This window comes from Paenibacillus konkukensis (assembly GCF_023523925.1).
GTDB lineage: Bacteria > Bacillota > Bacilli > Paenibacillales > NBRC-103111 > Paenibacillus_S > Paenibacillus_S doosanensis.
This window is the reverse complement of record NZ_CP027059.1, coordinates 6,596,180-6,619,574: the sequence shown is the minus strand read 5'-3', so window position 1 is coordinate 6,619,574 and position 23,395 is coordinate 6,596,180. Positions and strand designations below refer to the sequence as shown.

Below are 23,395 nucleotides of genomic sequence, written 5' to 3'. Positions count from 1 at the left end.
GGGGCTATTTGACGCTTACATATAAAGTGGACGTTAAACAAAAGATAAGCACAAAAAAAGACAGCCACTGATTGAGGCTGTCCTTCACTATTTCTACATTACAATCGTATCATGAAATAAGTGCAGGTAGGATGCATACTATGTGCAAAATAAGAGCAAATACAGTGCAATGTAATTTCAATCAACCATCACATGTTTCAAGTTTATATGATGTAGTAATATTATTTAACATACAACAAATTCTCTATTTTCAGAGTTTATTATGTCTGATATAATAATGTCATCGGAAGTGCAAAGAAAGCGGGCTATAAGAACCTCAAGGTTTCTACTCCGAACCAAAAAAAAGAAGTGCAAGCATCTTCTAAACATTAGTCTCAAGCTTCTTCTAATGAGTCAAGCTCCAACAAAAACGTCCGATCCTTTATTTTTAGATATATTTTATTTAATATTCGCTTTCGATGATAGAAAAACGTACGACGTGAAAGAACAAGTCGATTCCCGACTTCTGTAGATGTCAGCTTTTCCAAATACCGCAGCCGAACGAATAAACTTTCTTCCGGGGTCAGAGCCGTGAAAGCGTAGTCGATCAGACCGATTTTGGATAATAATAGCGGAATCTCATATTCCGTAATTTCCATTCGTCGCATAACAGTTCGCAATACAGTCTCTTGTTTTTGGGTATAGTTACGGGTCGCTATTAAATGCAATGTTCTCGTTAACTCCGGGATATGGGAAAGTTCAACTTGTAAATATTCTAATCGTGCCTTCCACTCGTTATAAGACATAAGCCATGTTTCTACCTCAACTAAAGGGGTAACCTGCTTGAATCGCACATTAGTCCCAACAACAGTCGAACACAGTTCACTCTCCGTTTCTTTTCGAGCCATAATATCGTCTCCTTAACCTTTTATTTAGGAGTGGTCTCGTTAATAATCAACAGTTACTACTTTTCGACTATGAAAATTGATTCTTTTTACCCTCCATCCCCTTTGATTTCAGTAGATTCCTCCCTTTTCTTCCTGTCTATACCCTTCATTTTACCTATAAAACATATAGTTGAGTAGGGTGATCTTTTTATGACACCGATTTCTTGCTTTTGTCGAAGTTTCTCGAATCTTGCCACATCATTTTAAGTAGCATATTGGCGATCATAAAGTCCCCTACGTTCTGCCTTGCGAGCTGCTTCTCGAATTGTACGCGCGTTAAATTTACGATTGATATTACGCACATGAGATTTCATTGTATTTGATGTAATACCAAGCAAATCTCTAATGATTGGTTGACTGTAGCCCCAACCGATTAGTTTAAGAATATCTCTTTCCGCGGGTGTGAGCATACAATGTAGTTCTTTTCGCTTTATAAGCTCTATTTCGTTTCGCAGGACTTTTACAGCATCCGCATGTAGGGAAGGTTTGTCATAATACGCTTCTCTGATAGCTTTCAGAATATCAATGTAATTTTCTTTTGTAATGTAATTTGTTGCTCCCGATAAAATGGCGTCAATAATTACTTCTCTATCATTTAGCGATGTAAGAACAATAATAGGTAATGTTTTTTTACGTAGAATTTCCACCACCACTTCCAGTCCCTCGGATAGCGAAACATCCAGAATCATGACATCTACATCTAATTGTAATCCCGCTCGAATCGCCATTTCCTCTGTCGAAACAGTCCACGATACTTTCATATCCTGTTCAGCATCAATTAATGTAACGATACGCTGTTGCCAAGATGGGTCGCTATCTACTAATAGTACCTCTATACTATTGGCTCTCTGCCGCATCAAATTCTCAATCTCAATTGGATAGGCTTTTGAATTTCCCATTTGTCATCATCACCCCTAAACTTATTACGGAAAATGACAAAAAAACACGTCCCCTCAATGGTCGTGTCTCGCCTAATTTTGACTTTAAGAGGGCAGCCCGGCGATCATTGCACATATGCAGAAGACCCGTGGCTTTGCGTCCCAGTCTTTCGAGCTGGTTTGCCATTTTCCTGTTTATATTAATTCATCCTGCCCTTGCCTTCCAATGGCTAACTACAGACAATAGCGCTCAATTTTCTCTCGACCTCTCAATCAAATTTCCACGTGTGAGAAGGATAATGCTCTCGCATTTACCCGGCAGCATCGAAGCTTTTTTGACCAGTCTTCTGGAGATTCAAGAAACCTGTTTGACCAAAATCAAATATTTTTAACGGGAACACCTATACTGCGACAATGGAATGGAAGTGTTCCCGCTATGGTTCGAAAATCACCTCAACTGGGATTGGGTCAACTACATAACATCATTTCTAATGTAAATTAATAGCTACAATTTCATTATTTGAACCGACTCGCATTGGCATTCCCCAAGTCCCTACACCCGATGACACAATAATGTGTGGACTGTCAGCACTCTTTTGATAATGTCCATAGTCTACTTCAAAGACAGCATTTGTTATTAAGTTACCTGGAAATATTTGTCCTCTGTGCGTATGACCAGAAAGCACTAAATCAACCTTTTCGTTATATTGTTCAAGCTTGGAGGGTGTATGATCCATTACGACAAGCGGTAGATTCGTATCCAGTGATGATATTAGTTCTGTCACATCTTTTCTTGTCAATTCGCCAAAACCGCCAATCGGCGAAGGGTCTACTCGGCCGAACAAAACTAGCCGCCCATCGACAATTACATACTCATCATTAAGGAGTTCTATGTTGCTTCGCTTAAGAAATTCAATCATCTTGTCAAATGTTTTTCCACCATCATGGTTCCCAAGAGTTCCATATACGCCGTAGGTCGCCTTCATACTTTTAAACAAATCAATTGCTTGTTCGGGATTTTGTATAGCGTCATAATCGTCATTAAAAATATCCCCAGCTATACAAATAAGATCAGGTTCAAGGCTATTTATATTTTTCACAATGCTTTCAAGGCGTTTTTCGGAATTTACGGCCCCTAAATGCAAATCACTTATGAGGACTATTTTCATGTTTGGCGACAAAACCGCTTCTTTCGTTTGAATATCGTAGGAAACGTTTTTGACTTGAGTTGCGTTATAGATGCCATAACTAACAAAACCGACAGTTAACAATATAGCCGCTAGGCTTGTATAAAAGTGAACACTTTGCGGGATAGGTCTAGGCATAAACTTTACTACGCTCCCGAGTAAGATAACCAAATCCGCGACTAAAAAGAAGATGAGTAAATAGATAAAAATGCCCATCCAATAGGACCCAAACCAACTCATTATTCCTTTAATTGCAGAGGGGAGCGGTAAAATAGCTATGACCATCGACAAAGCGAATAAAACATAGATCACTGTATAAATCGTTCCATTGATTTGTGGAAAAAGCCATTTGAGCCAATGGAATAACTTCCTCCCTATATAGAAATTAGAACCCCCGTAAAAAGATAAGATGGCTGTAACACCAAATATGATAGCAATTTTACTCATGTTCTCCCCCATCTCCTTGCAAGCCTCAGTCTGTTATAACGGCATGACGGTAGCTCCATTCATCGCTGTATGCTGCCTTATGCATAAAATCCGCAACATCCGCTCGGCGAATTCTAGGAGCTCCTTTCATCTTGATACGCTCCTTCACCTGATACATTCCCTTGGCTGGTCCGTTCATTAATGCAGTAGGATAAACTATTGTCCAGTTTAACTTGCTTCCCCGAATTATTTTTTCCGAAGATTCCTTGTTGACGTAGAGATCGCGTAAAAGAGTCCTATACATGAATTTTTGTACGATGGTCGCGTTTTGGATTGTATTACCAACACCAAAAGATGACAGCCATACCAGGCGGGATACGCCTGCTTGTTTGGCTGCATTGACAATGGCTCTGGCTGCGCTAGTAAATAAGTCATTTGAACGAATTGATTTGCCTCTGCCGAGCGTCGCAATCACCGCATCTTGCCCCATCATGGCTTTTACCAAGTCATTTTTTGACGTTGCGTCGCCAACAACAACTTTAATTTTATCTTTCAAATCAGCTAACGCTTCCGGCCGCCTAGCGAGAACTGTAATCGTGTCACCTGATTGTAGAGCGCGATCCACAACATATCGGCCTGTTGGCCCGGTCGCTCCAAGAATAAGCAGGTTCATATTTTTCACCCCTCCCTAGACTTGTCTTACAAGGGCAATTCATTATTAGTTGACAACAACCACCAATAAGTTGCCCTTTGAATTATGACTCTTAGATCGTATTGCTTACTAGGGTTAGTGCCCCATCATCGCACCGGCATTTGCGTTCTCCACTTCTGCACCCTCATCGCCGTCTTTATCGCCCAACTGCGGCTTCGGCCTGCGGAGAATAAGTCCAAGCAAGGCCCCTGCGCAAGCAATACCTGCCGCGACTAAGAAGGTGTCGCCGTACGCAGCTACTGCTGAGCCAATTGGATCGATTCCTCCGGATTCCTTCATATGATCAGCCAACTGTGAAGTAAGATAGCCGGTCAAACCTGCTACGGCGAAGGAAACCATAACTTGCTGAGCTGCTGTCGTCAACGGAGTTACGCGGTTTACCAGCCTTAAAGGTGCGGATTGAAGCACGTGGGTATTGAGGGCCATCATCGACAGACCACTGCCTGCTCCTACCATAACCAAACTGAAAATGATGTAAGTCAGGCTTGTATCCTGAGTAATCTGCGAAAGCATGACGAGTGCTGTCGTAATGAGGCCGAGTCCTGACACAGCCAACGGTCGCGCGCCTATTTTATCAAACAGCCTTCCGCCGATAGGCATCATGAAGGCTGAGGCAAGCGCTTGAGGCAACATGACCAGCCCTGTTTTCAATGGTCCGTAGCCACTTACAGTCTGAAAGTACAACGGAATGAGAACCATAGCACCAAATAATGCAATCTGCAACATCCATGCAATCAGAATTCCCCTTGAGAAATCAGAAGAGCGGAATACCCGAAGCTCCAGAAGCGGCTCTTTTTGTCTCAGTTCAACGATGATGAACAATAGCAGGGCAATCCCGCCGATGGACAACCCGGTTATGGTTTGTGTGGAGGTCCAACTATGTCCCCCTTCACTAACACCATATGCCAGCATGACGAATGCAGTAGGGCCAAGGATCATCCCCAAATAATCCAACGCAGGAACAGCTTTACGCTCGAAATTCTGCAAATAACGGATACCTACGAATATTGCGATGATTCCTATGGGTATATTAATCAGGAAAATCCAGTGCCATGTCGCATATTCCATAAGCCACCCTGACAGGATTGGGCCGATGGCAGGAGCCAGAAGCATTGGAACGCCAAGCATTCCCATTAATGCACCTCGGCTCCCTTCCGGAGCAAGCCTAAAGACCATAGCAAAACCGATTGGAGCGATCATACCGCCACCAAGACCTTGAATGATCCGGAAAAGGACTAATTGCTCTGGTGAAGCCGCCAATGAACAAAGCGCGGAGCCTAGTGTGAATAATCCGATAGTGATCAGGAAAATACGTTTAGCCCCGAACCGGTCCGTCATCCAACCTGCTAACGGTATGACGGCGGACAAGGCAAGGGTATAGCCGGTGATAGCCCATTGCATAGTCGAGACTTCAGTGTCAAAATAATCTAGCAGCCCAGGTATAGCGACGTTAACAGCTGTAGTATCGAGAATTACCATAAACATTCCCAGTACGACTGCCATTAAAGGTCCAATGAGTGATTTAAGTGAAACGCTTTGAGCAGATCCAGCGGAAGTGGTGCTTTTACTCATGTGGAAACTTCCTTTCAAATTTTATTAACGATCCCGAATGCTCCAACTTAAACCTTCTTAGATAAAACTGACAACGTTGCTTTTCCTCAGACATTTCCTTGAAATGCTTTTCTGTCAAGATCCAAAGCATCATCAGAATTAATCATACTAAGTAAAAATTCAGGAATGATAACCCTCCGGTTATTAATTTCCAGTTGAATTGCTTCTTCCTCAAAATTCTCTCTACGTTCTCCTTTTAATACTTCTATTTCGTTGTGAATACGTTCCATTTTTTTGTCCAATGCTGTTGCCGTATCAGCAGCTTCTTTCAATTCCCGAAGAAGGTGCGGAGGGACAGAGGCGTTGTATTTATAATAGATCTTGTGCTCCAAACTCGCCCAAAAATCCATTGCAATCGTTCGGATTTGAATCTCCACATTTACTTGCTCTTCCCTGTCCGACATAAAAACAGGAATTTTGATAAGCAGATGAAGACTCTGATAACCATTCGGCTTAGGTTCTTTAATATAATCTTTAATTTCTAAAACTTTCACATCTCTTTGTTGCTGCAACATATTACAAATACGGTATATATCAGAAATAAAGGAGCATGTAATTCGTATTCCGGCAATATCTTTCACATTATTGCTTACATTAGCGAACGTAATATCCCCGCCTTTTCGATGAATCTTTTTTAGGATACTCTTGGGCGACTTCAATCGAGAGGTAGTATGTTCAATCGGATTATAATCATGAAGTAATTGGAACTCCTCTTTCAAAATATCTATTTTCGTTTCCACTTCATTCAGGGCAAATTTATACACCATCATGAATCGAGTTATTTCCTTTTTAAATCTGTCTAAATGATCTACCTGATATCGCTCCATAAATAATTCTCCTTCCTAGTTCATTTATATAGTTCTCCAAAACAGGAAGTGTGGAGCGAACCCACACCTACCCTATATTCTTCTAATTCTTATCCGGTGTTGACGCCATGATAAGCTCTTTCCCATAAGTGGATGGGTCTACTAATGCTTTAAGCATGACTTGTGCCACATCTGCGCGATTTGTTCGAGGTGCTCTAGGCATTTTATAACCAGTTGATGCGTCACGTACAAGTGGTTTTTCCATTTTCTCTCCATTAAACAATGGACCGGGGTGAACCGTTGTCCAGTCTAATCCGGAATCTTTAAATTTGATTTCGCCTGCCAAATGGTCTTCAAAATTCCCTTTTAAGAAGCTGCGTGCACCGAACCGATAAGGATAGCGTGTATTATCAAATGTACTTCCAACACCTAAAGCAGATAAACTTACGATTCGTTTTACATTTGCAGCCTTCATTGCTGTAATTAAATTTGGTATCACCCATTCAAATAATTTATCATTGCGATTTGATATGGAGTTGCCAAGCGCTATTAATACTGAATCAACACCATGGAGCGCTGTTGTCAACGATTCAATGTCATCTAAATTCCCCTTGAAAACTGTCAAATTCTTTTGTAGTGTTATAGCTTCGGGACGTCTGACATAAACTCTTACCTCGTAGCCTTTTTCTAAACTTTGCTTCACTAATTCTTGACCCGTTCTACCAGTTGCCCCAATTACTAATACTTTCATCACACTTCCACTCCTTTAATGGCAAAAGTAGATCTGTAAACTTCATACGATACACTGTCGTATGGAGTTTACAGATTTCACATCATTCTATTTTTCACGATTGAGAATCCGTTACTGCTTCCTTGGCTTTATTCTTTTTGAAAGCAGTACCCAAAACAACCAACATGCTTACTATTCCAATCCAGACTTGAACAGAAACCATACTCCAGGATAATTCCTTATTGAAGAAGAACAGTTCCCGTAAACCTTCTATCATAAATCTCATTGGTAGCCAAGAATACCCAATCCCGATAAAATGGAGACATCATTTCTGGAGCCAATGCAAGTAAAGGCGCTCCGAAGAATAGCAGTAGGATAAAGACGGATACGAACATTCACACCGTAATTGCCTAAATAACTATCATTATCGTCACAAATAACAAAAATGCACCGATAGCAGCGACTCCTACCCTTTTTAGCCATCGCGGCCTTGAAAAAGGTGTAGAATCCGTTTTATTATTTGATTCCATCTGTTTACGCCACCCAAACTTAGTCATGCCTTTGGGTTTGTACACCGACAAGATTGTTGCGACGAGAACAATACACACACTTCCGCTTGGATGGGTGATGTGAATAGGAGCCTTTAAAATTTCAACGTCGGTACTTGACCATGTAGTTTGAGCCGCTATAGACGCTGCGTGGCCCAATTCAATTGAGTAAGCAACCAACATAGATACTGCAAAAGCAGTAAGTAAAAGCTTGATTAAAATCCAATATTGGCGGAACAAACCCCACCGCGTGCCAAGCGATAAAGCAACTCCAGTGAGCAGCGATGCAAAAGCCACAGGGACAACGACAAAATTAACAACCAAGGACATGATCTGGATAGCAGACCGTATCATCTCGGTATCTTGATTTGTTAGAACATAGATCGCTACAGGTATATAAGCCGCAGCAGAGCCAAGCCATACCATTGTAGAAATGACGTGTAAAGTGAGTACCAGTTTACGGAAAGATGGTGACAAGGTCATATCCATTCCCCCCGTATATAGAATGTATTTTTATTTCGATATATTTTGCCATTACAATATCCTCCTATTTCAAACGATTGATCCTGCTTTAACCTGATCTATTCACATTGTTTGAAAAAAAAATAAAACGACAATTACCAGGAGCAAGACAATGGCAGCGAATCCAATCCTTTTTATCCAACGTGGTGTTGAATAAGGTGTGGAGTCATTTTTTGTGTCCAACTGCTTACGCCACCCATACCTAGTCATGCCTTTTGGTTTGTACACCGACAGAACCGTTGCAACAATCAAAACCACCAATCCTCCAATGGTGTGTGCGATGTGCTCTCTGTCTTGTAAAACACTAAGGTCGACATTCGATGCTATGGATGCCATTTCGCTTAATCCTCGTGTGTATCCTATCAAGAAAAAAACAGCTATGACGGTTAACAAAAGCTTAAATATAATCCAATAATGCCGGAATAAACCCCACCGGGTGCCAAGCGATAAAGCAACTCCGGTGAGCAGCGATGCAAAAGCCGTAGGGACAATGATAAAATTAACAATCCAAGACATGATCTGAATAGCGGATTGTACCAGCTCGACATCTTGATTTGTCAGAACATAGATCGCTATAGGTATATAGGCCGCAGCGGAGCCAAGCCAGATCATTGTTGATATCACGTGTAAAGTGAGTGCCAGTTTACGGAAAAATGGTGACAAGATCATGCCGATCCCCCCTGTATATAGAATGTATCTTTATTCCGATATATTTTCTCATTGCAATCTCCTCGCTACGCTATAAGTCCTGTTATCATCTGTATGCCTTCACTATTCACTGCGAAGTGCAACTACCGGGTCTTTCTTTGCAGCCATTCTGGATGGTACAAATCCGTGAGTATCATACTTCCAGCAACAAGTGCTAACGCATGAAGTGGGTTAAGGCTTGCAATACTAGAAATATCTGCAAGACTGAAGATAATAGAGTTAATTGGTATTGTCATGAGATAAGAAAGACCTACCCCAAGTATTCCAGCCGTAAATCCGATAATCATCGTTTCCGCACTAAATACCCTTGAAATGTCTTTTTTACGTGCACCCACACTACGAAGGATTCCGATTTCTTTGGTGCGTTCAATTACTGAAACATACGTTATGATTCCGATCATAATTGTAGAAACCAAAAGAGATATAGCCGCAAATCCAGTCAAAACATACGTTACAGCATTAAGCAATGTTCCAATCATGGAAGAAATGGTTTCCGCCATATCAGAATAAATCAGTTGATCATCGTCTTCTTTGCCATTGTTGAATTTATCAAGGGATTCTTTATCTTATCTTTGCTTTCAAAATCTTTTGGATAAATACTGATACCTGTAGGCGTGGTAACTGCCTCAAGCGTTAATAATGCCTTCTTCCTTTGCCTTTTCGTCTGTGAAAGGAATACCAAGCAAAACATCCTTATCTGAATCTTTTTGTGCAGCGGCAATTTCGCTCTTTTGTGTTTTGGACGATTGCGTGGATACTTCCGCTACTTCAGCTTCGATTACAGAATTATTGTCCGACTGGATTTCACCGTCCAAAAAGCGAATAATTCTGTCTGAGTACTCCTCCGCTAGTTCACTGTTATGGGTAACCATGATGACAAGGCGTGTTTTTGATATTTCCTTTAAAATGTTCATCAGGATCATTGACGAGCGCTCTTGCGATTGCGACACGCTGCATCTGGCCACCGGACAATTGATTTGGCTTTTTATTCAAATGATCTGCAAGCCCCACTTCCGTTAAAGCGTGCTTCGCTCTCCGTTTTCTTTCAAAAGCATCCACGCCAGATAAAGTCATTGCGATTTCAACATTCTGCAACACCGTTTGATGTCCAATCAGATTATAGCTTTGAAACACAAAACCTATAGAGTGGTTACGGTAAGCATCCCAGTTACTGTTCTTGAATTTTTTTGTTGATAATCCGTTTATTATCAAATCTCTGCTATCATAATGATCTAATCCGTCAATAATATTAAGAAGCGTGGGTTTACCGCAGCCTGATGGGCCAAGGATAGAAACAAGTTCATTTTCGCGAAATCCAATAGAGATGCCCTTTAAGGCGGTAACAACTTCACTGCTTTTATACGTTTTCTTAATATTTTCAAGTTTAAGTTTTAGCATGAATATTCCTCCGTTTTCTGTACATTCATAATGTAGCAGGGCAAAGTAAACTGAATCTCAACTGGACGGAAATAACCAATTGATTTTCAGTTTACTTTTTGAAGATATAATTTATTAATCTATAATAGAATTACTGGAGGCCAACGATTATGATAAAAATATTAGTGGTAGAAGATGATAAAAATACAAGAAAGTTAATGTGCGCTGTCTTGACACAGAACGGCTTTGAAGCATATGGAGCCGAGGATGGCATGGCCGCACTTCATTTAATGGAAAAGCAGCACATTGATTTGGTAGTGCTTGATTTAATGATGCCAAATATAGATGGCTATGAATTGACCCGACAGCTCCGACTGTCATGGGGGACTATACCGATTTTGATGGTAACAGCCAAGCAAGAGCCACGGGACAAGCGACAGGGGTTTCTTGTTGGCACGGATGATTATATGACGAAACCTGTAGATGAAGAAGAAATGATCCTTAGAATTAGGGCACTTCTCCGCAGAGCCAAGATTGCTGTTGAGCGAAAACTAACGGTCGGCAAAATTGTACTCGATTATGATGCGCTCACCGTATCTCGTGAGGATAAGGTTATTAATGTTCCACAAAAAGAGTTCTATCTATTATTTAAGCTACTATCTTATCCAAACATGATTTTTACTCGTATTCAATTAATGGATGAGATTTGGGGAATGGAGTCTGAAACTGATGACCACACACTTAATGTTCATATCAACCGTTTGCGAAACAGGTTTCAAGATTGGCCAGAGATTGAGATTGTTACAGTACGAGGTCTAGGTTATAAGGTGGTGAAGAAAGAATGAGGGTATTTTTCGAAAAAAGGGTAAACCTCGCCATAATACTGGTCCTGCTCGTTTTCTGTGTTATGGTGGTAACATTTCTATTAATCGGTGGAAGCGCTATGTTGTTACAGAAAATGGGCATTATATCTCTACCTGGCGGAAATAAAGATAACCCCTTATTACTGATTGTTATTCTTTTTGGACTCTGCATTATGCTTGGAACAGCACTTACAGCTTTTTTCAGTAGAAAAGCGCTAAATCCGATCCGCAAAGTAATAGATGCTACTCATAGAGTAGCAAACGGTGATTTTAACGTGAAGATAGATTTAAAAGGCATTGGTGAATTGGAGGACCTCTCTCATAGTTTTAATAAAATGACACAAGAACTTTCAACTATTGAAACTCTGAGAAGTGATTTCATCAACAACTTTTCACATGAATTTAAAACACCTATCGTATCTGTACGCGGTTTTGCAAAACTTCTCAAGGAAAATAAACTCTCAGAGGAAGAACGTCGAGAGTACCTTGATATTATTATAACGGAATCAGAACGTTTAGCTGCGCTATCCACCAATGTGCTCACGTTATCAAAATACGAAAATCTTGAAATTATTGTGGATAAAACTCCATTTAGGCTCGACGAACAACTTAGAAGGACAATTGTTTTAATGGAGCCTAAATGGTCTGCAAAAGAGATTACTGTAAATGTAGAACTAGATGAAGTCATTTATATTGGAAGCGAAGATTTAACGCAGCAAATCTGGCTTAACCTCTTGGATAATGCAATTAAATTTTCCTATCAAGGTGGCTTAATAAATATTACCCTTGTAAACGTAAATGACGAGATTCGGTTTGTGATTCAAGATGATGGCCCTGGAATGGACGAACAGTCTAAAGCTCGTATTTTCGATAAGTTTTATCAAGGAGATACATCCCATTCAAAAACAGGATATGGGCTTGGACTTCCACTTGTAAAACGTATAGTAAAACTTTGCGGCGGTGATGTAATCGTGCAAAGTGAGATAGGCAAGGGGAGTATGTTTACCATTGTATTGCCGAGTTTAACCTAATCCCGTTTAATCTTATAGGAGAAAAGCTGCTATTTTGCAGCTCCTCCTCTCTCACCTATTCCAATTGTGAAACAAGATCATCCCCCCTCTTACCACATTTCACCGCGCGTCATTTTCATTGACATGCACGCCAAAAACATTAAACCATAATCATGAAAAAATAGTGATGCATATATCACAAAGTTCTATCAGTTAAAACTATAATTATAATTGTCTTCTATAACTTTTAAGACTCTCCCCCCATCTCACAGTGTAGTCTACACTTTTAAGTGAGAGAGGTTGTGGTTGGGTATGGCTACATTTGCACAAATCGTGGGAGCCAAGATTCGCTTGCATCGAATGGCTCATAATTTGACACAAGAGCAGTTGGGTGAGCGTATTGAAATGGCTGGCAACTACCTTGCCCAAGTGGAACGCGGTGAAATCAATGTCAAATTAAATACGATTGAAAAAATTGCTTCCGGTTTACATATGTCTGTCCACGACCTGTTTGGCGATGAAGCAGGTAGCTTGCAAGAGAATCCTTGGATATGGGAATGTGTGTTACTACTCTTGCAACAGGACGAAGCCCGCCAGCGTCAGGCTCACCGTATTCTAAAAGCGCTACTAACAGAAGAAGACAACAATTAACATAATCGTGTGGGCCAAAGGAGCGGCAGCTAGTCTGCCGCTCCTTTGTTTGTCTATTCGCCTGGCTTGGTCGTCATCAATTGATACAGCATCGTGTCCCGCGGGAACTGATCAGTGAAAGGAACCAACGAACTTCCGATCTTCATAAGACCGTTTCCAGCATCGACATTCGTGATGTAGGAGAGTTGTAAATCCGAAATGTTCAGCAATTCGGCAAGCTCCTTGCGATCTGTACTGGACTGGTTCAACATGATAATAAATTCGCTATTAGCCAGCATCGTTCGGGCGGTATGACTTTGTAGCAAATCGTCCACATTTTGCGTAATGCCTGTGCAAAAAGCGCCATACTTTCTGACACGCTTCCATAAGGCGTACAAGAAGTTGGCGCTGTATTCGTGTTGGAACAACAAATAAATTTCATCAATAAAGATATATGTGTTTCTGCCTTTCACTCTGTTTTGCGTGATACGGTTGAGAATACTATCCAACACGACCAGCATGCCAATCGGAAGCAACTGCTTGCCCAAATCCAAAATATCATAGCTGATCAGCCGATTATGAACATTGACGTTTGTAGGTTGAGCGAAAGTGTTCAGGCTGCCTGACGTGAACAATTCAATCGCCAGCGCGATGTCCTGCGCCTCCGGCTCTGCTTGCTTGAGCAACTCCGCATGGAAGTCTCGCAATGTTGGCGGCTCCCCCTTGTACTGGCTCTGCAAAAAGCCTCGATAGACGCTGGCGGTGCAACGGTCGATCAGTGACTTTTCTTTTGCCCCCAATGGATATCCGCCCATTAACTGCTCACACAATGACAACACAAACTCGGATTTCAAAATGACTGGATTGGCTCCATCGCCATATTGCCGGTTCATATCCATCGCATTGATATGATTGGGCGAAGTGGCCGAGATATGAATCGTTTCGCCGCCAAGTGCTTTTACCAAAGCGGAATACTCCCTTTCCGGGTCGATCAGGATAACATCATCGTCGCTCGCCAGCACCTGATTGACGATTTCCCGTTTTGCGGTGAAGCTTTTCCCGGAACCAGGTACGCCCAAAATAAAGCTGTTTCCGTTCAGTAATTGCTTGCGGCTGGCAAAGATCATATTTTTACTGATGACATTCTGTCCTTGGTAAACGCCGCCGGGATGCATGACCTCCTGGGCGCGAAATGGGATAAAGACTGCCGTACTTTCGGTCGTTAGCGTTCGCAGCGCCTGCACCTTGCGAAGCCCATACGGTAACACCGTATTTAGGCCGTCCATCTGCTGGAAGGTCAGCGGGGCAAGCTGACACAGATGCTTGCGGGCTGTCGTCAACAAGGCTTCGGTATCTTGGTCAAGCCGCTCCTTGCTCTCTGCGATATGCACCATCGTGAGCAATCCAAACATCATTCGCTGATCCCGTGTGGTCAAGTCGTCCAGAAACTCCTTGCTTTCCTTGCGCTGCTGCTCCATGTTATAAGGGATAACCGCTGAGAAATTGTTGTTTTTATTCTGCCGCCGCTGCCAGTTCGTAATGTTGGTTTCCACGCCAAGCAGTCGATTTTCCACTTCGTGTACCGCCTCGTCGGTAGGGATCGGGATGACATCAAGTGACAGTAACAGGTTTCGGTTCAAATCACAAAGCTCGGCGACCATGCTGTCCTTGATGTAGCTGGCATACTCCCGTAAGAAGATGACGCGACCAAAGTAACGACCCATGCGAAAATGATCCCGCTCAAACTCCAGCGTGTCCGGGCAGATGAAGTCCTTAAAATCATGACCCTTGCGCGTCGTTTCCGACAAATCGAATCGAAAACCGGCTTCCTCTCCTATGCGATAAAAATCATGCAATCTGCGTAAACGATCCGTGGCACTCAGCTCCGTACATTTAGAGCCAAGCCGTGTAAAATGCCCTGACAGTTCGGCACCGATCCGTGCAAAATACTGCCGTGCTTCCTCAATGTTCTTTTTGACAACGGAGACGGTAATGTATTTCTCCTGATACGTTTCATTGGCACCGGTCGCTTTGTCGAGCAGCATGCGGTTATATTCCTCCCGATACGGGTCTAACCCGTCCTCCCGCAACGGAATCAGAATAGAATCAGCCAAGTCTGTCCGATTAAGCCGCCGATTGTTGATTGTAATTTTCGTCGTTGCCCCGCTGTCCAATGAATTAAGCAGTTCACCGTAAGCTAGGAACATCGCTTCCTTATCCTCTCGCGAGGCTACGGCGTAATTAATATCTTCAAAGCGAAACGACTTAGAAAACTTGTTGCCAACTAAAAAAATCCCGTCCGGCCAGATGGCTCGAATCGGGATTGCTTGTTGAACACCTTTGGGAACGACAAATCGTTCCTTGTCTTGGCTGAGGATGCGCTTGAGTGTTTTAATCATCGCGTCTCCTCCAAACCGCGCTGCCGTAGTTTACCTCTCAGCGCTTCATAATAATGGTTCGTGGAATGGAAAACGAGTCGCTTGGGCATCATAAACTCTGACTTGATGTATGCCCATAACAACTGCTCCGCAGTCATTCCGTGGTACTGAATAAAGCCCAGCGCGGCGCAGGGAGCTGCTCCCAAGATGCATATCCAGCTAACGGTTTCGACACCAAAGTGGCTCCGCAATCCAAAGTAAAGGCCAATCGCCGCTCCCACTGCCAGGACAGAAAAAAAGAACTGCCGCAAGGACAGTCCAAAGAATAAGCTTTCCGTATATGCCCGGATTTCCCGGTTAATTTTGATCTCCATATTCAATTCAACCTCCCAAACAATCTACTTTAATTAGGATTACCAGTTGAAGGTGCCTCCTCGTCCTGCCAACAAGAGTGATAGAGAATCACAACAGCAAGTTGAATACCATCCTGCATACCTCTAAAGTACAGCTTCTCATTCATCATGGCTTGCATCAAGTTGTGTCTGTCCTCCCATTCGGAAAAGATTGGTGAATGTTTTATATCAATCTCGGCAAACATCGCTTTAAAGGCGATATCTTCCTCCTTGCGTATTTGCTCTATATCAGGATGATATGCAACTTGCGCCGAAACCTTATCCAGTCTCTTTTGAACCATTTGCTTGAACCATGATGGAAACTCCATAGGTGCTCCCCCTCGCTTTTTTCCACTACCGTTCCTGCCGTTCTTGTACTCGCTTCATACGTTGACTACGAATCACAAGCTGATCGACCTGGCGGCTGAGTTCTTGTATTTCCTGATTTTCAGCTAACGAAATGGATTGCTTCACCAAGCGCGTTCCCAGTTTGTTTAAGCGTTTCCGCTGCGCTTCCAGATCTCGCTCCAACTCTCTCATTGATCTGTCCCCCTATCTGAGAGCCAATAACGAATCAGCACTATAAAAATTTTATACGATAAATAAATCGTACTCACGAACCACCTATAAGTCAAATGTATAATTGTATGGTACGTAATATACTTATAGGATATAGAAGAAATTCACCGAGGGGAAGCAAACTATCGAGTTTCTATCCTAAATCGTTCTATAACCCCATCATTTCTCGAACAACGCGGTCTGCCATTTTAACGGTTCCGACCAGCACTAGCATGTTAAAGATCAACTCACCGATATACGTCCATATCATCGTCACTGCTCCAGTTCCTTCCACAACAGCAGGTGGAGCTTCGGCAAATGCCGCGTATATGATACAAGCCAGCACGATAATAGCTCCCTCCAAACATGCTGCTGCATATCCTTTCAGGAAGGACGTACCAATGCTTTGACTCGGCTCACCAGCGTAAGATGACAGTGGGACAGGTGCGATGGCCGTGTACAAGTAAATGCGAAAAAACCGGCCATAGACGGATAGAATCATAATGAACGATAGCACCGTAATAAACAAACTACCCAGCAGAGTAACAATCCATAAAGGAATACTCTCCCAAAACCCAACATCATCAATCGCCTGCGAAATTGTGCCCGGCAAGCTTATGCCTTCCATCGCTCCGAAACCGGAGTTTCCCATAATGGTCGTAATGACACCTTGCACGATAGTAAATAGCCCCATCATCAGTTCCAGCCCGTAGGTCACAACCGCCTTGGCTAGAATAAAACGGATAAACAACTTAACAGCCAATTCCGGTCGCTTGATCTCTGCAAAATTGCCCGCCGTCTTCATCACGCCGACCACGAAAAACAGCACAAGCAGAGCAAGCCCCGTCGCTTGCAACGCGCCGTGAATATCCGTGACCACCCGCCAAATTGCGCCGCCCTTAAACTCGGCAGGCGATTGCGTGACGAGCTGCCAAATCTCGTTCATCTTGTTATTCCAGGTGTTCAGGGCATTCTCCAGATTTTCTTCAATCCAACTGTTTTTCGACATGCGCTCACCCTTTTTTTGTGCAGGAGGGAAGCAAGCGCTTCTCTCCTACACGATCATTTACCCCGCGATCAACGCCAGAATTTCCTTCGTAAATGTAATAATGATTCCGCCAGCCAAGGTTAAAAACCCATTGGCTCGTTGGGATGGATCATGCGATTTGAGCGACAAGCCGATCTGGACGATGCCGAAACCCAAAATAATCATGCCCACTGCCCGGATCAAACCAAAAATGAAATTGGAAAAATTATTGACGGTCTCCATCGGATCGCCTGCGGCATAGGCCGTCGAAGCCCATGCTGATCCGAGTACGATCACCGCGCCGCCTGCCAGCAACCATTGGGTTTTACGCTTCAATGACGATCATCTCCTTGTAAAAGTAGATCTTCCAGTTCGCTCTCAGACAAAAGTTCATAGTCACCTTGTTCATGCAGCACCACAGATTTCCAATCAATTGCATGCTCTGTGCCGCCGTGTCGGTAGGCTTCCCCGTTGCCATCCAACGTCAAGGCAACGTTAGGATGCCGAAGCACATCATACTTTTCGTCCAATACGGGCCGTTCGCCGCGGATAAACAAAATCGAGTATCGGTTATCAAGCAACCGAACCTCATCCGGTGTCAGCAATTCCCGACCTGTCTGTTGATAATTGATAGAGTAACTCCCATTGCGTCCTTTGCTGAGTCCATACGTATTGGTATCGAGCGTCTCCTTGCCAAGCAGTTCCGACACATACTTGTGAGTGGACTGCTCATTGCCTCCGAGATATAAAAACAAATCGCAGTTGCCGACAATGGATTCCCACTCATCCTTATATAGCGCTTTGAGCTGTGCCAAATTTTGCAGGATGATGGAAACGGATATTTCGCGACTGCGCATCGTAGAGAGCAGTTTGTCAAACTCTGTCGGTAACGCGACGTTCGCAAACTCGTCCATCACAAAATGAACATGAACGGGCAAGCGTCCACCATGTCGGTAATCAGCTTCATACATTAAACTCTGGAACAACTGCGTATACAGCATGCCGACGACAAAGTTGAAGCTGCTGTCGTTATCGGGAATGACGGCGAATAGCGCTGTCTTTTTCGTTCCCATACTGGACATGTCCAGTTCATCTACCACACTCATGCCTGCAATAGTTGGCAGATTGAACTTCTCCAACCGTACTCCGAGACCAATCAGGATGGACTTGGCCGTCTTGCCTGCTGCCAGCTTAAAGATGTTGTATTGCTTGACCGCCAAATGCTCCGGCTCGCGCATCGCCAACCGCTCAAACAGTTCATCCAGCGGGCTTTGATACGTTTCGTCTTCTTCGCGAACTTCCGCTGCCGCAATCATCTCCATCACCATTGGAAAATTCTGCTCCTCCGGCGGTGCTTCGTACAGCAGATATAGCACAAGCGCCTCCAATAGCGCCGTTTCTGAACGTTCCCAGAACGGGTCGTTTGTATTGCTCCCCTTCGGTGTCGTATTGCGAATTAAATTGGTAACGAGCTTGAGAACATCCTTATCATCCCGCAAATAGGCAAACGAATTGTAGCCATGCGACAAATGCGGATTGATGAGATCCAGCACTTTGATGTCGTATCCTTCCAACCGGAGCAAGCTACCAGTATCTCGTAAAATTTCGCCCTTCGGATCGAGAATGACAAAGGAAGTATGGCCTTGCATGACATTAGGCTTGGCATAAAAGCGTGTTTTCCCAGCCCCCGATCCGCCGACCACAAGCACATTCAAATTTCGACGATGCTTGCGGCCGTCCAAACCGATTCGCACATGCTGTGTCAAAATTTTGTTTTGCTCCAGCTTTTTGCTTCGGTATTTAACATTGATCTGCTTCGCCTTCCCCCAGCGGGCGCTGCCATGTTCCTCACGCCTGCGGTAATTTCGCAACGAGGACAAATACACTCCGACGCAGATGGCATAAGCCACCGTAAAGAGCAGCAAGCTGCGCGGCGTATCTGCGACCCACCGGACGCGGAAGGGATGCTCCATCGCCGTGCTAAGTTGCAGCAGGAGGGCAGGCAAGCCTTCTGATAGGGCAGGGGCAGCATGTAGTGCCATCCAGATAAAAGGCAACAAAAAAACCGCAACGAGTACTAGCTGACTCGTTACGGTATTAGCGCGATGCATGCTGTCTCCGGTACTTCCCTTTGTTGTAGGGGGCATCAATGGCCTTCAACAATAAATCATCAACAGCATCTGTTGATCGCCGTTCCCCGATCAGTCCATTGCGCAGCGTGTTCAGAGCGTTGATGACAATGCCATGCTCGTAATGATCCAAACAAAGAATGCGTTCCTCCTCTTTCATCGTCCTTCCTCCCACGTCATCGTAATAGCAGCCGTCAGCTTGACGTTCCCTAACGGGCCGTATTTGTTCGACTCGGCTGTTGTTGCCGCAGTTGACCTAGAAGATGGTACATTCGGCTGGTCATCGTGTAGGCCGTATCTCGAATAACTGAAAGCTCCGTGCGGATCTGTTGAGGCTCCAGTCCTTTAAGCCTTTCGACTGCTCTGTTAAATCGAAAATCCGCTGTCTCCATGCCAAACTTCTTGCTCAACATATAGGCAACGCTACTGGCTTGGAAATGATGATCTGAGCGGCTGTAGTCGGACTTTCCCTGATCCAATTCTGCGTGGGCCAACTCCTGAGCAAGTGAACGAAAAATATCACCGGCTGATAGTCCGCGGCGAATCACAATCTGGCGGACATCCGGCTGGTAGAGGGCGTTCATCCCCTCTGGTAAGGCATCACCCATCTGAATCGGCACCGGAGCGCGGTGCGTGAGCGCCTTGATTCGGGTGCGTTCGTCTGGTGAGGGCGCTAGTTCCGGTTTCTCTCCGATAACTTGGGCAACGTCAAACATTTTTTTCGGATTGTAGCTTACCGCCGTACTGCCGTCCTCCCGTTTGTATTCCTCGCCAGGCTCCAAAATATAAAAGCCCGTTTCTTTCCGACGGATGCGAAACCCCATTGCCTGCCATCCCTCAAAATCCGCAATCCGCGTTGCTTCCGGCCGCTGTGCCATAATGAGCAGCGCATTGGAAACACTATATCGACCGAAGCGGCTTTGCACATCCAAATACTGTTGAAACTGCTCGCTGGTTTGCGCGACCGCAACCGAAGTGGCATCAATGGTTTCATACGTCCATTGACGCAGCTCCTGCTTTTTCTGCACCCAAGCATCCTTATCGAAGGACTGGTTTTGCGAAGCGGCCTTCACCGGCGGCGTTTCTTGACGGAATAAATCATCCCATTCACTCATTTGGCTTTCCCCCTCTTACGTTTGCTGCGCTTCGGAGTCTCGACCGGAGCGTTCACGGCAACAGGAGTCTTGCCCCGATCCTTCCGTTTCGGCAAGCCCGGCTCCCGTTCTTGCTGCTGCTGCCGCCGCTTTTCCGCAGCACGGTTCTCCTCCCGAATTTCACGTAACAATTGTCGCACAGACACCTTCTGCTTCGGCGGTTCAGAAATCGTTTCGGATGCCTCGCTGTGCGCGGAGGTAGGCGCGGACGGAGATAGGGGTTCCGATTGATTCAAGTTCTCGGCCTGGTGGGGTGGAATGGGATGAGGATGTTCCAGTTCCCCTGCTTCGGCCAGCGGTTCCTGGGGAATCGGACTTCCGCCTTCCAGCACTTCGTTTCCCAGTTCCACCTCCCCCGGTGGTTCGGGCTTTTTTCCCAACAGTTCATCCAAGAAGTCCTCGCTGATCTCCGTTTCAGGCGCTGCTGTCTCCGCGACTGTCGCCTCTGGATTCTCCACAACTTCCATCGCTCGTTCCGCTTCCAAATCTGGCTGCTTCTCCTGACGGGCTTGCTCGATTTCCTGCTTGATGCTGGCGGTATCCGCCGTTGCCAGTTGGAAGCGTTCCACGATACGGTTGATCTTGGAGGCGTCCTCGGCGCGCACCATTACATCACACAAACCATCCACATTCTTTTTGTCTCGCAACGCGCAGTACAAGACGCCGTAGCGCTTCGCTTCCTTACAAAAGGTCGGCAAATCCTCATTCCGGACAGCAAATACCTTCAATTCCTTCCCGCTGCGGAGCAAATTCTCAAGCCGCGTACGACCTCGGGTTTGTTTTTGCCCTTGCAGCACCGCGAACAAATAGACCGCCAAATGCTTTGCGCCTTCGCCGGATATTTTCGCCATCACTTCAATGCCGCGTAGACTCATGCTGACGACCTGATCTGCCGCCTCGTTTCCGCTCATGGGCTTCTACCTCCTTGCGACTGGATTTTTTTTCACGATGATGCAGCTTGTCTTTGATCGTATCTGAGCGCGCCAAAATGCCCGCGCAAAGCCTCACCTCCTTTCGAAGCTGCGCGAGTTGCCGGGAATGCGCCGCGATCTGTTCACGGTACTCTGCGATCTGCTCTGGCTGTCGGCAACTGCGCAAGCGCCTACGACAAAATTTACGTTCAATCTGTTGTTCACTCATTTCGACCAGTCGAGCTTCATAATAGCTAACTAATTGCGCTCGGCTGGAAAGCTGATAACGGCAGAGCAGTTTTGTCTGTTCAACGATTTGCGACAAGTGGCGCAGGTCTTCTCGCAACAAAAAAGACGCTCGTCTCGGGGACGAACGATAGCGGGGCAGAATGCCCAAGGCATATAGATAACGAATATACAATGCTTGAAGGCCGGAAAGCTTGTGATACTTGGCGAAGTGCTTTCCTCGAACCAACACGGCACGCTTACGGCGTGGAGACAGCATCGCTGCTTTCTTCTCTGACCACGTACTGTCCAAAATCCGTTGCTTGATTGCTTCCTCGGAGTAAGCTTCGCCAAGGCTGCGCAACCGGACAAATCTCGTTTTACCTGACGGGCGAACTGCCAAATGCTTGACATGTGCCTTGATCTCGTACCCCTTCGCTTGCAGATGCGCATAAAATTGGCTCATTGTCCTTGTTGCAGCAATGGCATCATCAATGTCCTCGCGAATGACTCCACGCCATGTCGGCTTGCTTTCCTGATCGGCTCTCCATTCACCGTAATGTTTGGCTTTCCCACGCTCCGGTTGTTCAATGACGGATAGCGCATGCTCCCGACATAGCTGATCGGAGGTTTGCCGCATCAGTGAATAGGAAGCCTTATTGTCGTAATAGCGTTTACCATCCACAAAGGAAACGGAATTGAGAACAAAGTGATTATGCAAATGATCTTTGTCCAGATGGGTGGCGATGATCACTTCAAAGCGTTCTCCCCAAAGCGCTTGCGCAAGTTTTACGCCAATGGCATGCGCCATCTCCGGCGTCGTTTCCCCCGGTGCAAAGGACTGATACCCATGAAACGCCACAATGCCGCCCGACTTCTGGAACCGCTGCTTGGTGCGCTGCATTTGCTCATATGCACTGCTGGGATCGCAATTAATCCCTCTCACATAAAGCTGCCGCTCCGTTTTCGCATTCGAGCCGGTGTAGGCAAGCGTCTGTTGCAAGCCATCTGCTTCCATGCGCTCCTGATCCGTCTTATCCGGATTGACAGCATAGTTTAGTACACGCTTCAAACGGTCGGTCACGTCCCATATCGCAGTCGTAGCCATATTGGCACTTTCCCCTATGTGTGGCGCGGTTCCGGCGCAGTCACAGCCTCCTGTATCTGTTGCACAGCGCGACGCAAATCATCCGCTTCGCGCTGGAACGAGGTTCGATCCAGATGACCGGTTGCATGAGCCTTTGCCGCAAGCTGGTTAAGATTATTTCCGATAGCGTGCAGCTCGCGCAGCATCGTGTAGTAATCCAAAGGCGGCAACGTTTTAGGGACATAGCCGTTGATTAGTGAGCGGAGGTAAGCTTCGCGTGATAATCCCGACTGCTTCGCATACTTTTGAAGCTTTCGATCTTCTTCCTGATTGACCCATACTTGAATACGCAGATTTCTTTTCCGCATATGTTCGCTCCTTTCTGAAATGGAGTAGTCCTAGAGAAAAGGGCACTTTTATAAAAAGCGTTCCAGATGCAAGATGCAGCCACCTAATGAACAAGAAACATACGATTCAGTGGAAGGGGTATTAGGGGCTTCGCCCCTAACAAGCGAATTTGGGAGACCAAATTCAGTGCTTGCTGCAACGTTACACGTTGCCCTCAGGGCACCTGCCGGGAAAAAGAGGGGGCTGCGGGCA

27 protein-coding genes, 1 pseudogene and 1 riboswitch are annotated in these 23,395 nt (G+C 45.0%); of the genes and pseudogenes, 3 read left to right on the top strand and 25 right to left on the bottom strand.

Features of this window, described 5'->3' with window-relative positions:
* Nucleotides 1-374: 374 nt before the first annotated feature.
* The 13 genes and pseudogenes from SK3146_RS28735 to SK3146_RS28680 all read right to left on the bottom strand — a co-directional run bounded on the left by SK3146_RS28735 (nucleotide 375) and on the right by SK3146_RS28680 (nucleotide 10,452).
* The gene (locus tag SK3146_RS28735) at nucleotides 375-887 is read right to left on the bottom strand and encodes a hypothetical protein (protein WP_249861987.1); all 513 of its coding nucleotides are present in this window, start codon (nucleotides 885-887) and stop codon (nucleotides 375-377) included.
* A gap of 242 nt (nucleotides 888-1,129) precedes the next feature.
* Entirely contained in the window at nucleotides 1,130-1,825 is a 696-nt protein-coding gene (locus SK3146_RS28730; RefSeq protein ID WP_249861986.1) for a response regulator, read from the bottom strand.
* Nucleotides 1,826-1,913: 88 nt separating this feature from the next.
* Nucleotides 1,914-1,999: riboswitch (cyclic di-GMP riboswitch) on the bottom strand.
* A gap of 293 nt (nucleotides 2,000-2,292) precedes the next feature.
* A complete protein-coding gene (locus tag SK3146_RS28725; protein ID WP_249861985.1) occupies nucleotides 2,293-3,438 on the bottom strand; it encodes a metallophosphoesterase in 1,146 nt (381 codons plus the stop codon).
* 25 nt (nucleotides 3,439-3,463) lie between these two features.
* A complete protein-coding gene (locus SK3146_RS28720; RefSeq protein WP_249861984.1) occupies nucleotides 3,464-4,090 on the bottom strand; it encodes an NAD(P)-dependent oxidoreductase in 627 nt (208 codons plus the stop codon).
* A gap of 114 nt (nucleotides 4,091-4,204) precedes the next feature.
* Nucleotides 4,205-5,701, bottom strand: a complete 1,497-nt coding sequence (locus tag SK3146_RS28715; protein WP_249861983.1) for an MDR family MFS transporter — start codon at nucleotides 5,699-5,701, stop codon at nucleotides 4,205-4,207.
* An 86-nt stretch (nucleotides 5,702-5,787) separates the two neighbouring features.
* Complete coding sequence (locus tag SK3146_RS28710; RefSeq protein WP_249861982.1) at nucleotides 5,788-6,567, bottom strand: GTP pyrophosphokinase; 780 nt, start codon at nucleotides 6,565-6,567, stop codon at nucleotides 5,788-5,790.
* A gap of 82 nt (nucleotides 6,568-6,649) precedes the next feature.
* Nucleotides 6,650-7,297 (bottom strand): NAD(P)-dependent oxidoreductase, encoded by a 648-nt coding sequence (locus tag SK3146_RS28705; protein WP_249861981.1) that lies wholly within the window; start codon nucleotides 7,295-7,297, stop codon nucleotides 6,650-6,652.
* Nucleotides 7,298-7,391: 94 nt separating this feature from the next.
* Nucleotides 7,392-7,665, bottom strand: a pseudogene (locus tag SK3146_RS28700) (phage infection protein); the annotation flags it as partial.
* Nucleotides 7,666-7,686: 21 nt separating this feature from the next.
* Nucleotides 7,687-8,313 (bottom strand): DUF2269 family protein, encoded by a 627-nt coding sequence (locus SK3146_RS35365; RefSeq protein WP_434006829.1) that lies wholly within the window; start codon nucleotides 8,311-8,313, stop codon nucleotides 7,687-7,689.
* Nucleotides 8,314-8,409: 96 nt separating this feature from the next.
* The gene (locus tag SK3146_RS28695; RefSeq protein ID WP_249861980.1) at nucleotides 8,410-9,015 is read right to left on the bottom strand and encodes a hypothetical protein; all 606 of its coding nucleotides are present in this window, start codon (nucleotides 9,013-9,015) and stop codon (nucleotides 8,410-8,412) included.
* 122 nt (nucleotides 9,016-9,137) lie between these two features.
* Nucleotides 9,138-9,554 carry an ABC transporter permease gene (locus SK3146_RS28690; RefSeq protein ID WP_249861979.1) on the bottom strand — a complete coding sequence of 139 codons (417 nt, stop codon included), beginning with the start codon at nucleotides 9,552-9,554 and terminating at the stop codon, nucleotides 9,138-9,140.
* 126 nt (nucleotides 9,555-9,680) lie between these two features.
* Nucleotides 9,681-9,869, bottom strand: coding sequence for a hypothetical protein (locus SK3146_RS28685; RefSeq protein ID WP_249861978.1), 189 nt, complete (start codon nucleotides 9,867-9,869; stop codon nucleotides 9,681-9,683).
* Nucleotides 9,870-9,912: 43 nt separating this feature from the next.
* On the bottom strand, nucleotides 9,913-10,452 hold the full coding sequence (locus SK3146_RS28680) for an ABC transporter ATP-binding protein (RefSeq protein WP_249861977.1): 540 nt from the start codon (nucleotides 10,450-10,452) through the stop codon (nucleotides 9,913-9,915).
* A 149-nt stretch (nucleotides 10,453-10,601) separates the two neighbouring features.
* Here SK3146_RS28680 and SK3146_RS28675 point away from each other — a divergent pair, with 149 nt between their 5' ends.
* The 3 genes from SK3146_RS28675 (at nucleotide 10,602) to SK3146_RS28665 (ending at nucleotide 12,955) form a co-directional block, all read left to right on the top strand.
* On the top strand, nucleotides 10,602-11,276 hold the full coding sequence (locus SK3146_RS28675; RefSeq protein WP_249861976.1) for a response regulator transcription factor: 675 nt from the start codon (nucleotides 10,602-10,604) through the stop codon (nucleotides 11,274-11,276).
* A gap of 98 nt (nucleotides 11,277-11,374) precedes the next feature.
* Nucleotides 11,375-12,325 (top strand): HAMP domain-containing sensor histidine kinase, encoded by a 951-nt coding sequence (locus SK3146_RS28670; RefSeq protein WP_249861975.1) that lies wholly within the window; start codon nucleotides 11,375-11,377, stop codon nucleotides 12,323-12,325.
* 291 nt (nucleotides 12,326-12,616) lie between these two features.
* Nucleotides 12,617-12,955 carry a helix-turn-helix domain-containing protein gene (locus SK3146_RS28665; protein ID WP_249861974.1) on the top strand — a complete coding sequence of 113 codons (339 nt, stop codon included), beginning with the start codon at nucleotides 12,617-12,619 and terminating at the stop codon, nucleotides 12,953-12,955.
* 53 nt (nucleotides 12,956-13,008) lie between these two features.
* On the opposite strand, the gene SK3146_RS28660 is transcribed toward SK3146_RS28665, so the two are convergent.
* The 12 genes from SK3146_RS28660 to SK3146_RS28605 all read right to left on the bottom strand — a co-directional run bounded on the left by SK3146_RS28660 (nucleotide 13,009) and on the right by SK3146_RS28605 (nucleotide 23,163).
* On the bottom strand, nucleotides 13,009-15,333 hold the full coding sequence (locus SK3146_RS28660) for a VirB4-like conjugal transfer ATPase, CD1110 family (RefSeq protein WP_249861973.1): 2,325 nt from the start codon (nucleotides 15,331-15,333) through the stop codon (nucleotides 13,009-13,011).
* Nucleotides 15,330-15,686, bottom strand: coding sequence for a PrgI family protein (locus SK3146_RS28655; RefSeq protein WP_249861972.1), 357 nt, complete (start codon nucleotides 15,684-15,686; stop codon nucleotides 15,330-15,332). The genes SK3146_RS28660 and SK3146_RS28655 overlap by 4 nt, the downstream gene beginning before the upstream one ends.
* 29 nt (nucleotides 15,687-15,715) lie before the next feature.
* On the bottom strand, nucleotides 15,716-16,033 hold the full coding sequence (locus SK3146_RS28650) for a hypothetical protein (protein ID WP_249861971.1): 318 nt from the start codon (nucleotides 16,031-16,033) through the stop codon (nucleotides 15,716-15,718).
* A gap of 25 nt (nucleotides 16,034-16,058) precedes the next feature.
* Entirely contained in the window at nucleotides 16,059-16,244 is a 186-nt protein-coding gene (locus SK3146_RS28645; RefSeq protein ID WP_249861970.1) for an aspartyl-phosphate phosphatase Spo0E family protein, read from the bottom strand.
* Nucleotides 16,245-16,431: 187 nt separating this feature from the next.
* A complete protein-coding gene (locus tag SK3146_RS28640; protein ID WP_249861969.1) occupies nucleotides 16,432-17,271 on the bottom strand; it encodes a VirB6/TrbL-like conjugal transfer protein, CD1112 family in 840 nt (279 codons plus the stop codon).
* Between the two features lie 57 nt (nucleotides 17,272-17,328).
* Entirely contained in the window at nucleotides 17,329-17,625 is a 297-nt protein-coding gene (locus SK3146_RS28635) for a glutamyl-tRNA amidotransferase (RefSeq protein ID WP_434006828.1), read from the bottom strand.
* Complete coding sequence (locus tag SK3146_RS28630; protein WP_249861968.1) at nucleotides 17,622-19,400, bottom strand: VirD4-like conjugal transfer protein, CD1115 family; 1,779 nt, start codon at nucleotides 19,398-19,400, stop codon at nucleotides 17,622-17,624. The genes SK3146_RS28635 and SK3146_RS28630 overlap by 4 nt, the downstream gene beginning before the upstream one ends.
* Nucleotides 19,387-19,578 (bottom strand): hypothetical protein, encoded by a 192-nt coding sequence (locus tag SK3146_RS28625; RefSeq protein WP_249861967.1) that lies wholly within the window; start codon nucleotides 19,576-19,578, stop codon nucleotides 19,387-19,389. The genes SK3146_RS28630 and SK3146_RS28625 overlap by 14 nt, the downstream gene beginning before the upstream one ends.
* Nucleotides 19,579-19,627: 49 nt before the next feature.
* Complete coding sequence (locus SK3146_RS28620; RefSeq protein WP_249861966.1) at nucleotides 19,628-20,533, bottom strand: hypothetical protein; 906 nt, start codon at nucleotides 20,531-20,533, stop codon at nucleotides 19,628-19,630.
* On the bottom strand, nucleotides 20,530-21,483 hold the full coding sequence (locus SK3146_RS28615) for a PcfB family protein (RefSeq protein ID WP_249861965.1): 954 nt from the start codon (nucleotides 21,481-21,483) through the stop codon (nucleotides 20,530-20,532). The genes SK3146_RS28620 and SK3146_RS28615 overlap by 4 nt, the downstream gene beginning before the upstream one ends.
* The gene (locus SK3146_RS28610; protein ID WP_249861964.1) at nucleotides 21,428-22,816 is read right to left on the bottom strand and encodes a relaxase/mobilization nuclease domain-containing protein; all 1,389 of its coding nucleotides are present in this window, start codon (nucleotides 22,814-22,816) and stop codon (nucleotides 21,428-21,430) included. Before SK3146_RS28610 ends, SK3146_RS28615 begins: the two co-directional genes overlap by 56 nt.
* A 14-nt stretch (nucleotides 22,817-22,830) precedes the next feature.
* Nucleotides 22,831-23,163, bottom strand: coding sequence for a plasmid mobilization protein (locus SK3146_RS28605; protein WP_249861963.1), 333 nt, complete (start codon nucleotides 23,161-23,163; stop codon nucleotides 22,831-22,833).
* Nucleotides 23,164-23,395 lie beyond the last annotated feature (232 nt).

Excerpts from the sequence above, each read along its gene's own strand:
- SK3146_RS28645 (WP_249861970.1), bottom strand. The coding sequence starts at position 16,244 with ATGAGAGAGTTGGAGCGAGATCTGGAAGCGCAGCGGAAACGCTTAAAC.
- SK3146_RS28655 (WP_249861972.1), bottom strand. The coding sequence starts at position 15,686 with ATGGAGATCAAAATTAACCGGGAAATCCGGGCATATACGGAAAGCTTA.
- SK3146_RS28625 (WP_249861967.1), bottom strand. The coding sequence starts at position 19,578 with ATGAAAGAGGAGGAACGCATTCTTTGTTTGGATCATTACGAGCATGGC.
- SK3146_RS28695 (WP_249861980.1), bottom strand. The coding sequence starts at position 9,015 with ATGATCTTGTCACCATTTTTCCGTAAACTGGCACTCACTTTACACGTG.
- SK3146_RS28630 (WP_249861968.1), bottom strand. The coding sequence starts at position 19,400 with ATGCATCGCGCTAATACCGTAACGAGTCAGCTAGTACTCGTTGCGGTT.
- SK3146_RS28730 (WP_249861986.1), bottom strand. The coding sequence starts at position 1,825 with ATGGGAAATTCAAAAGCCTATCCAATTGAGATTGAGAATTTGATGCGG.
- SK3146_RS28715 (WP_249861983.1), bottom strand. The coding sequence starts at position 5,701 with ATGAGTAAAAGCACCACTTCCGCTGGATCTGCTCAAAGCGTTTCACTT.
- SK3146_RS28615 (WP_249861965.1), bottom strand. The coding sequence starts at position 21,483 with ATGAGCGGAAACGAGGCGGCAGATCAGGTCGTCAGCATGAGTCTACGC.
- SK3146_RS28670 (WP_249861975.1), top strand. The coding sequence starts at position 11,375 with ATGTTGTTACAGAAAATGGGCATTATATCTCTACCTGGCGGAAATAAA.
- SK3146_RS28705 (WP_249861981.1), bottom strand. The coding sequence starts at position 7,297 with ATGAAAGTATTAGTAATTGGGGCAACTGGTAGAACGGGTCAAGAATTA.
- SK3146_RS28735 (WP_249861987.1), bottom strand. The coding sequence starts at position 887 with ATGGCTCGAAAAGAAACGGAGAGTGAACTGTGTTCGACTGTTGTTGGG.
- SK3146_RS28640 (WP_249861969.1), bottom strand. The coding sequence starts at position 17,271 with ATGTCGAAAAACAGTTGGATTGAAGAAAATCTGGAGAATGCCCTGAAC.
- SK3146_RS28675 (WP_249861976.1), top strand. The coding sequence starts at position 10,602 with ATGATAAAAATATTAGTGGTAGAAGATGATAAAAATACAAGAAAGTTA.
- SK3146_RS28610 (WP_249861964.1), bottom strand. The coding sequence starts at position 22,816 with ATGGCTACGACTGCGATATGGGACGTGACCGACCGTTTGAAGCGTGTA.
- SK3146_RS28690 (WP_249861979.1), bottom strand. The coding sequence starts at position 9,554 with ATGGCGGAAACCATTTCTTCCATGATTGGAACATTGCTTAATGCTGTA.
- SK3146_RS28680 (WP_249861977.1), bottom strand. The coding sequence starts at position 10,452 with ATGCTAAAACTTAAACTTGAAAATATTAAGAAAACGTATAAAAGCAGT.
- SK3146_RS28620 (WP_249861966.1), bottom strand. The coding sequence starts at position 20,533 with ATGAGTGAATGGGATGATTTATTCCGTCAAGAAACGCCGCCGGTGAAG.
- SK3146_RS28720 (WP_249861984.1), bottom strand. The coding sequence starts at position 4,090 with ATGAACCTGCTTATTCTTGGAGCGACCGGGCCAACAGGCCGATATGTT.
- SK3146_RS28725 (WP_249861985.1), bottom strand. The coding sequence starts at position 3,438 with ATGAGTAAAATTGCTATCATATTTGGTGTTACAGCCATCTTATCTTTT.
- SK3146_RS35365 (WP_434006829.1), bottom strand. The coding sequence starts at position 8,313 with ATGGATATGACCTTGTCACCATCTTTCCGTAAACTGGTACTCACTTTA.
- SK3146_RS28650 (WP_249861971.1), bottom strand. The coding sequence starts at position 16,033 with ATGGAGTTTCCATCATGGTTCAAGCAAATGGTTCAAAAGAGACTGGAT.
- SK3146_RS28710 (WP_249861982.1), bottom strand. The coding sequence starts at position 6,567 with ATGGAGCGATATCAGGTAGATCATTTAGACAGATTTAAAAAGGAAATA.
- SK3146_RS28605 (WP_249861963.1), bottom strand. The coding sequence starts at position 23,163 with ATGCGGAAAAGAAATCTGCGTATTCAAGTATGGGTCAATCAGGAAGAA.
- SK3146_RS28660 (WP_249861973.1), bottom strand. The coding sequence starts at position 15,333 with ATGATTAAAACACTCAAGCGCATCCTCAGCCAAGACAAGGAACGATTT.
- SK3146_RS28665 (WP_249861974.1), top strand. The coding sequence starts at position 12,617 with ATGGCTACATTTGCACAAATCGTGGGAGCCAAGATTCGCTTGCATCGA.